This is a genomic window from Gluconobacter sp. P1D12_c, from assembly GCF_018812105.1.
In the GTDB taxonomy this organism is placed as follows: Bacteria; Pseudomonadota; Alphaproteobacteria; order Acetobacterales; family Acetobacteraceae; genus Gluconobacter; species Gluconobacter oxydans_A.
Genome location: NZ_JACSIQ010000029.1, coordinates 1 through 8,309, shown reverse-complemented (window position 1 = coordinate 8,309; position 8,309 = coordinate 1). Strand labels below are relative to the sequence as shown.

The window sequence follows — 8,309 nt, the reverse complement described above, 5'->3', positions numbered from 1 at the left end:
CCTGCGATATAGGCCGGACAAATGCGACGCCGCGTCTTGTTGCCCAGACCTTCCAGATACGGGGCGAGCCAGCACTCAAGATCCGCTTGCCAATCTTCTTCCAATGCCAGCCTCCGTCAAAGCTGGCTCCCCATGAATTACGCMATCAGCACCATGGGAATCCTAAAAATCATACTTCTGTCAAAGTAGTGCTAGGTAGTATCGTACTTTAAGAGCGCACACGTCTATAGCGCCGCATTAGCGATTCAATTTGAAGGGTTTTTCGAACCCTCCAGGTTCACAGGAAAAAACCACATCTCAAGCCCATGCCACGGCATATCCAGAAGTTGAATGCTTGAAAGTCCGTTATCCGCTCGGGTGTCGAGCATATATTTGCCGACCAGAAGTCAGAGACGGGGCTGTTCGTCCGAACTGTCGGTATCAAACGGACCATTTGGCCAATATCGTCTACAATATGAGCCGCTTTCTCTTCCTGGAACAGATCAGCGCGAGTACGTGCCATCGCAGGTGGCGATACTCCCCGGTCTGTTCAAAACTTAGAACGAAAATCAGCTTCAGGAAGCTTCAATCAAATCGCCAAAAACCAAAAATCAGAACCAAGGTACATCAATTAACGGTTCTTCAATCCCTCATACACTCTCCTCGAGAGCAGGCCTGATTATGGCGTTACAATCGAAGCTTGTTTCTCCGCGAAGTCGTTTTCCTGAGGATGTGGTCTGCTTCTCTCATCGCGGCCTCAAGCTCGGTAAAGTCGGGCTTCCACATCGCTGCCTGTTGTTCGGAGAGCGTTGATACCAGATCTGACGGGCGCAGTTCGTCAGGCAGAGCAGGATCAGTGTCTTCTAGGGGATAAGACGCAAGCCTGCGCGGCGGCATCAGAGCCTCGCGTAAAGGCTCAAAGCCCCGCAAGGCAAACAGCCGCCGCGCGGAGCGATGCGTCACTTCCACCACAAATCCCCTGCTTTCGAACCGTTCCAGAAGGTCCAGGGCAGCGTTAACAGACATCTTGAGGAGGTCTGCCAGCGTCGTCGCGGACGTCAGAGGCCGAGCGGCCAGGATGTCGATGGCCGCAGGGGCTCGCGAGTGCCGACGCTGCGCGCCGGCTTCTCTGCGGGCCATGACCCACTGGCGTTCCATGCCACGCAGCATCTCGGTCATGGAGTGGGCTTCTGCCGTCACGGCTCTGAGGAAAACCGGAACCCATCGCACAGGATCATGAGGCGCTCCGGCACGAAGCGCCGCAGGACCTGTTAGGGGAAGGGCGCTGCGCATCACGCCCCGTTTGCGCCACAGAACGCCAAGTGCGGCCCGGAACGGAGCTCTTTGTCCTCCCTGATGCAGCCAGTCATGAAACGCGCTCGCCGCACCGAGGAGGGGTCCACACGGTCTGATGAAAGGCCGGAGATGAGAGAGAGCCCGTGCAATCTCATGCCGTTGTGTTGCAGAAGGATGGGTCTGCCACTGATAGAGCCGAAACGCTGTTTGTGCCGCTTCCACCAAAGCAAACCGGTCAGCGCCCTCAAGGTCCTGCGTGGGGAGGCGCAGGCCTTCCAGGACAGCCGCCAGGTGCCAAGGATCAATGGCCTGGCCATCGACCTGCGCCTGGGCCCGGACAGCGTCGAGACGGGCGCGATAGAGGAAGGCCTCCTTCAGGGGGTGGTTCTGGAGCCGCTGATCGAGACGACCGATGGTTATCGATGCCGCGGTCAGGTCGACCGCCACGTCAGAGACCTGAAGCGTCGTACGCGTCGGCAAGAGCATCACGGCATCGCCGGCGCAGGACCATGGAGCATCAGTGCCGTCACATCCCAGAGCTTGAAGGTGGCCTTCAGCGTGAGCCGAGACAGGTTTGAAGAGAGAGCGAAGAAAGACATCAAGTCATGTTAAATCGGCCTTAGCTTGGATTTGCAAATTTTTTCAAAAGTCGCCCCCTCTTCACCCCCTATGTCCGTTAATTCCTATTATCGGACATAGGGGTTTTTCCATCAGGCCATGAAATTTGTGGGAATTCCTCACCGACGTGAATGACGGTTCAGCGGGATTTTCCAACCTAAATGGCATTCTGTCAGCGGCCTGAGTACTCAGGCCCCAGTCCCGCGACGCCTATCTCGCACTCTGAATCACGATAAAAAACTTCTAGATCGCAACATAGATTCACCCAAGATCACAGGAAGCCGCATCTCAAAACCAGGCCCCCAGATCTAGCGGTTGGATGTTAGCAGGCTCGTCATCTGATCTCGCGTGGAACATGTTTTCGCCAACTAGAAATCATAGATAGGACTGTTTACCCGCACTGCCGATATCATGCGGGCTACCATGAGGGTCGGGTTGGTCAATATCATCCCCAATATGCACTGCTTCCTGTTCCTGGAGCGGATCCGCACCATCGCGTAACAATCCAGAGCACGGAATCGCCCATTTTTCTCCAGACACAAGCCGGAACTCGTCACGCAGAAACCGAAATTATCGTCCATGACGCCCGAAATCAGATCTCCAAGGCTTCAATCAATGGCTCTTCGAAGTTCTCATGTGATGGGGAGGCAGTCGCCTCCCCATCATCATCTAACAGCGTGTTTATCCGACCTGGCGCAGATCAGAGCGCACAGTGTGATCTTCCATAAGGTATGGTCCGCCGGACACAACCTGAATGGAGAGAATGCTTGGCTCCCTGCTAACGATATCTCCGTTCTGTAGCGACAGAGCTGCATCACCGTCTGTCCAGCGGTATCTGGAAGATTCCAGCCCATGCCATCCTGACAGGTGAGACAGGGAAAGATGCGCTGTCAGACTGATTGTCTGACGGGAAGCAAAGAGTGAAACATCCCCGACAAGAACGCCCAGATTACGACGATCATCCACGAACGGTCCGATCGTGTCGCTCGGACGGCTGGTCCGGGAGACCAGACGCACTGTCGCAACATTCGCGGGGATCATGAACATGACCCGATCGTTTGCCTGACGCAGCGGACGGATAACCTGACCAAAGTTGGTGACCAGATGCAGGTCCGGGTCTGTGGTCAGTTCAGGCTGAGGCGCAGCACTGGGGGCGCGTGCCGCAATGGCTGCATGGATCGGCTCAACGAAGGCCCGGGAGGTCTCAAGCGGCAGCGTTGATGAACCGCCCGTTTTTCTGGAACCACCAAAGAGGGCCGTCACGGTGTGATTGTCGAACTGGTCACGGTTGCCCGTGTCGAGATAGCTCTCGGTTAGTGCATTTTCAGCCCAAACCGCTTCATGGCTGTCCAGTTCAACGTGATAGTACGTGTAGCTGTTGATCGTGCGATCAATCAGGATTGAAGCGCCATTGACCAGCATACGGGCCGGAACAAGCTTGCCCTCGAAGACCATGCAGTGTTCCTGCGTCACCAGCAGGTCACGGGACGGAACACCCTCTGCAAGCGCGCCCTCGCGAATGCGGACGAGCCAGTTTTCTTCCGGCACAGGCTGGCTGGAGACGGTGATGGAACGATGACCCAGCCATTTGACAGGCATGGCCCCCTTCGGCGTCATGACCAGCGTACCCGGCACGAGCGTTTCGACCGTGGCTTCGCCATCCGGCGTCATCAGCGAGGTGCCTTCTGCAAAGCACGTCGTGTAAATCAGGCCACCATTGCTGTCAGACGACAGGGTGTAACCGTAACTGCTGGCGCCTGGTACATTGAGCGAGTATGTGCCGCCGGAAGTATAGAACGTGATGCCAGTGGATGTTGTGGTGACGCTGGTGACACTGGCAGCTGGAACTGATGCTAGTTCGATCGTATCCGTGGGTGACCAACCCGAAATTGTATTGGTTGGCATTGTCGTGCCGCTGATGACAAGACCGGCACCATCCCCAGAAAGCAGGATACTGTTGCTTCCGACTGTGCCGTTAACGACAAGTGTACCACCAGAGGAGACGACAGCCTGGCCAGAAATGATGCCGCCAGAGGCTACACTAACTGTACCACCATTCTTGATCGACGGCGTAGAAATAGACGCGCCACTTAAAACATTAAATGTAACGTTATTGGATACAGTCCAAGTTCTGGTATCTTTGAATCCGCTCTCGAAATTAATTATACCGCCATTTGAAGTGAAGGATGTATTATTAGTCCCGCTTGTTGGTGTGTAAACATCCATGGTTCCACCATCAAGCACAACGTTAGACGTTGTACCGCCGCTGACCACGACCGTCCCTCCGGACAAGATGTGTCCGCCGCTTAACAGGGCACCTGACTTAACAATATAGTTGCCGCCGGAGGAGACCCAGTACGATGAAGATGTATTTGTGAATGTTACACCGCTTTCGAGAGTAATTGTTCCTCCGTTGCCACCCGATGTAAATCCTACCGAAGCTCCACCGGACGTCTTGATGACATCGACGGATCCACCGTCTACGAACATGTCCTTGGCAAGGCCATTGTTTATAACCGCACTTCCTCCAGTCTCAATCACCGTACTGGAAGCTGTTCCGCCTAGAACATTGAGAATACCACCGCTGCCGATTGTCTGGTTAATAACCGTACCACCACGCTGTGTAATGGTATTCCCATCCGTCACCGCAGAAGTATTAGATCCATTTAGAGTGCCACTGGAGATCGTAATAAGACCGTCTGATCCCTGGAACTGATAACCTGAAATCGTATTACCGTTGAGGTTAAGGGTACCACCACTGATGGTAATGTCAGACGAATAGGTGCTTCCGTAAAAATTGGCGACACCGCCGCTGGCAATGTTCTGGTTTGTTGCGGATGCATAATAGGAGATATTTTCAACAACCCCAGAGCCGATTGTTCCTCCCGACACGGTTGCAGACTGCGTTGCGCTAATCGTGCCACTCAAGATTGCCGCATTATCGAGAATGATACTGGCGTTGGCGCCCGAGGCATAGGCGCTGTTTACGATGGCCCCAGCTTGCGCACTCAGAACACCGCCGACGCCATTTGCGCTTGTTACAAGGCCGCCCGATGAAACGACAATTGTGCCGCCGTTGCGAAGATATGGGTTGATTGCGGTACCGCCTGACTCGACATAGCGCGTACCACCACTGCTAATGGCAGTCTGGTATGATGATCCACCAGCCTCGATATAGTCTACACCGGTGCCTGACAAGACACCACCCGTAACTATTCCCCCTGATTGTACATAGCGCGTACCATAATTAGTTTGACCCGCAGCAGTACCGCCGTTCTGGACGTATTCAACGTTTCCCGCGTTAACCTGACTACTAGTAGTTTGTCCGGAAGTAACAGATGTCGTCGCCATTTGATCAAGCTCCAGCTTTTCGGGGGTAGTTAATAACAAACCAACATTACCCTCCTATCGCCTGTAGACAGCAACGATATGAAATAAAAGGAAATTGTTTTTTGGAACTTTTTAACCAAATGGAAACCAGTATCATTTTCGTGAAAAAAACCCTGTTTTCGGTATGTTAAAAAAATATCACACCTAATATAAAATAAATTCTAAAATTATTCTTTTGGATTCTTACAACAAAAATTTCGTCAAGAACTGGATAATTTGGAGTCCAATCTGGAAACCTAGGAAATCCAATACATTCGCTGCAACGTATACCAAAGAAAATTGTCGGACTGATTATTTTCTCAGGCCCTTACAACTCATATTTTTAGTGATTATATTTTCGGGTTTTCGAGAAAAATCCATTTTATGCGAAACTTTTGGTAATGATTTATTTTCGGTACTTTCTGGATGGTAAATTTAAAATTTCTTGATTATTTCTCAGGTTTTTCCAATTAGACTTCGAGTAATCCGCAGAACATTTTCTGACTGGTCCACGGACTTATTTATCAGAGATTAATGATAGTGTTTAATACTCTACGCATGACACAAAGGCTTCGCATTGAACGAAGTGAGAAGCCGTTTTTGTAGGATGCCGGAGTAATCCGGCCGGAAGCTGCTTTATTCTGCCCCCAAAAGTACCGCTTCTTTTGTCAGGCACCCGCTACTTCAACAAAGATGCACAGACTTCTGGGGATCTTCCTCTGCCCCTGTTCTTGGAAAAGAAGCAGAGGAAGTTATTCAGCTCAGGCCTGACGGATGTCTGAGCGCTTCGAGGGCTCGGCAAAATATGGACTTCAGAGCCAGAAAGATTCATCATCAATCCAACCCATCAAACCCCGGGACTAAACACCTTATGTGTTTCCAGCCTGTTATGATGACCTCATGAACGCCCCTGGCCAGGGGCGTTCATGAGGTGAGATACAGCGCTTAACACCTGGTAGCCTGACCACGTTTTCTAGCAGGCTGATCTCGCCTCTCTTCACCGTCTCGAACAGTTGACGGCGGCCCGCTTTCGGGACCGCGAACATAAGAAAGAGAGAGTGATATGTGTTCGGAAACCGTCATTGGAATAGATGTGTCCCGAGACTGGCTTGATGGCTTTTGCCTGCCAGAAAAGCAGAGATTTCGTTTTCAGAATTCACCTGATGGCCATGCCAGATTACTGGAAATTCTTCAGAGTATGCCGGACGGTCTTAAGGTTGGGTTTGAAGCCACCGGTGGACAGGAATGGGCACTCTGGCGTGTTCTCATCAGTATGGGACTCAATGCAGTCCAGTTGCCCCCTGCACAGATCAAAGCTTTCGCACTCTCCATAGGGGAAACGCGCGAAAACCGATCAGATCGATGCGGAATTGATTGCGCGCTTTATGGCTTTTCGTCCAGAAGCAGGACGAACACTGCCGGATGTAAAACTCCAGTTTCTGCGGGCACTGACGGTGCGCAGAGCTCAGATGGTGGAGGCACGTAAACGGCTTTCTGCCCAGATTTCGGCGCGCCGCAAGCAGGGTGTGAGCGCTGAACTGGAGGATATGGACAGCAGTCTCAAAGCATTTCTCGAAAGCCAGATCAGCGAGCTTGAACAACGGATTGAAAGCGTTATCGCAGAGGCAGAGGAACTCTCCGCCAAAGCAGAACTTCTCCGTTCCATTCCTGGTATCGGCCCGGTATCAGTCGCCATGCTTCTCGCAGAAATGCCGGAACTCGGCCGTATGACGGCGACAGAAGCTGCTGCCATGGCCGGACTTGCACCAATGGCTCACGATAGCGGCGCGGTGCGTGGGAAACGTGTCATTTCAGGGGGAAGAAGATCTCTCCGCCACGTTCTGTTCCAGGCAGGATTGGCAGCTGCCTGCCATAATCCAGTTCTGAAAGCTGTTGCCAAGCGCATGAAAGAGCGGGGTAAACCACATAAATTGGTGATCGTCGCTATCGCACGGCGTCTCGTCACAATCGCCAACGCTGTCCTCAAAACCGGAGTGCCATGGCGCATTAGCTCCGCCGCTTAAACACAGTTGCTAGCCCGCGACATCGGCAGGGATTTCTGTGACTCGATATGCGTGATGGGAATCTCGAAGATCCGGGAGGCAGCAAGACGTCACCGTGGCAGGGCTATGGCGAAAACGTAGTGCTCATCGCTATCGGGTATGGCCCGCCATCAAGCTGTAGCGTGCCGAAGGTGACGGGATCATAAATCGGCGTTTCTATGCCGTCTGCTGACGGACGGCTTATGGCACCTCTTTAAGTTTTTGCTTTGCAGATCGCTGAGACAACCAATAAATGGAAAGACTTGGAGCGTCTGCTCGGATTTCTTCGAGCTTGTTGGCAGCCTGTGCACGCCATGCAAGATCACCCGGCTCGACAAATTCGCGCCGTAGAGTTCGCACTTGCCTCAAGTGCCGTGTCTGCCCAACGTCGAAAATCATCTAGGCTCAGGACCTATTGATTTTTGTAGGGAATTTTGATTCAGGCTCTGTAAGGAGACTGAAGATGAGCGACCTGTTTTGGCTGACGGACGATCAGATGGAGCGCCTGCGACCGTTTTTTCCCAAGAGCCACGGCAAACCTCGTGTTGATGACCGCCGCGTGCTGAGCGGCATCATTTTCGTGAACCGCAATGGTCTGCGCTGGCGGGATGCGCCCCGGGAATACGGCCCACACAAGACGCTCTACAACCGCTGGAAGCGTTGGGGCGACATGGGCATTTTCATGCGGATGATGGATGGCCTGTCTGCCGAAAAGGCAGAGCCCCAGACCATTATGATTGATGCGACCTATCTCAAAGCACATCGCACGGCTTCAAGCCTGCGGCTAAAAAAGGGGATCCAGGGCGTCTGATCGGACGGACAAAAGGTGGCATGAATACGAAGCTGCATGCGATCACGGATCAGAACGGACGACCGCTGAGCTTCTTCATGACGGCGGGACAGGTCAGTGATTACACCGGTGCCGCTGCTCTGCTGGACAGCCTGCCCATGGCACAGTGGATGCTGGCGGACCGGGGTTATGATGCTGACTGGTTCAGGGATGCC

3 protein-coding genes and 2 pseudogenes are annotated in these 8,309 nt (G+C 52.9%); 3 read left to right on the top strand and 2 right to left on the bottom strand.

Annotated elements, in window-relative coordinates; genetic code table 11:
* Nucleotides 1-272: 272 nt before the first annotated feature.
* Nucleotides 273-493: pseudogene (locus tag KP705_RS14825) on the top strand (IS5/IS1182 family transposase); the annotation flags it as partial.
* A 173-nt stretch (nucleotides 494-666) separates the two neighbouring features.
* Here the strand turns inward: KP705_RS14825 and KP705_RS14820 are convergent.
* Both KP705_RS14820 and KP705_RS14815 read right to left on the bottom strand, forming a co-directional pair.
* A complete protein-coding gene (locus KP705_RS14820) occupies nucleotides 667-1,764 on the bottom strand; it encodes a hypothetical protein (RefSeq protein ID WP_215764728.1) in 1,098 nt (365 codons plus the stop codon).
* 810 nt (nucleotides 1,765-2,574) lie between these two features.
* Nucleotides 2,575-5,244 (bottom strand): Hint domain-containing protein, encoded by a 2,670-nt coding sequence (locus KP705_RS14815; protein WP_215764726.1) that lies wholly within the window; start codon nucleotides 5,242-5,244, stop codon nucleotides 2,575-2,577.
* A gap of 1,403 nt (nucleotides 5,245-6,647) precedes the next feature.
* On the opposite strand from KP705_RS14815, the gene KP705_RS14810 reads away from it, so the two are divergent.
* Together KP705_RS14810 and KP705_RS14805 are read left to right on the top strand one after the other, a co-directional pair.
* Complete coding sequence (locus tag KP705_RS14810; protein WP_231875037.1) at nucleotides 6,648-7,286, top strand: transposase; 639 nt, start codon at nucleotides 6,648-6,650, stop codon at nucleotides 7,284-7,286.
* 481 nt (nucleotides 7,287-7,767) lie between these two features.
* Nucleotides 7,768-8,309 (top strand): annotated as a pseudogene (locus KP705_RS14805) (IS5 family transposase); the annotation flags it as partial.

What these genes read in the sequence shown, in the direction of transcription:
- KP705_RS14815 (WP_215764726.1), bottom strand. Translation starts at nt 5,244, where the DNA reads ATGGCGACGACATCTGTTACTTCCGGACAAACTACTAGTAGTCAGGTT.
- KP705_RS14810 (WP_231875037.1), top strand. Translation starts at nt 6,648, where the DNA reads ATGGCTTTTCGTCCAGAAGCAGGACGAACACTGCCGGATGTAAAACTC.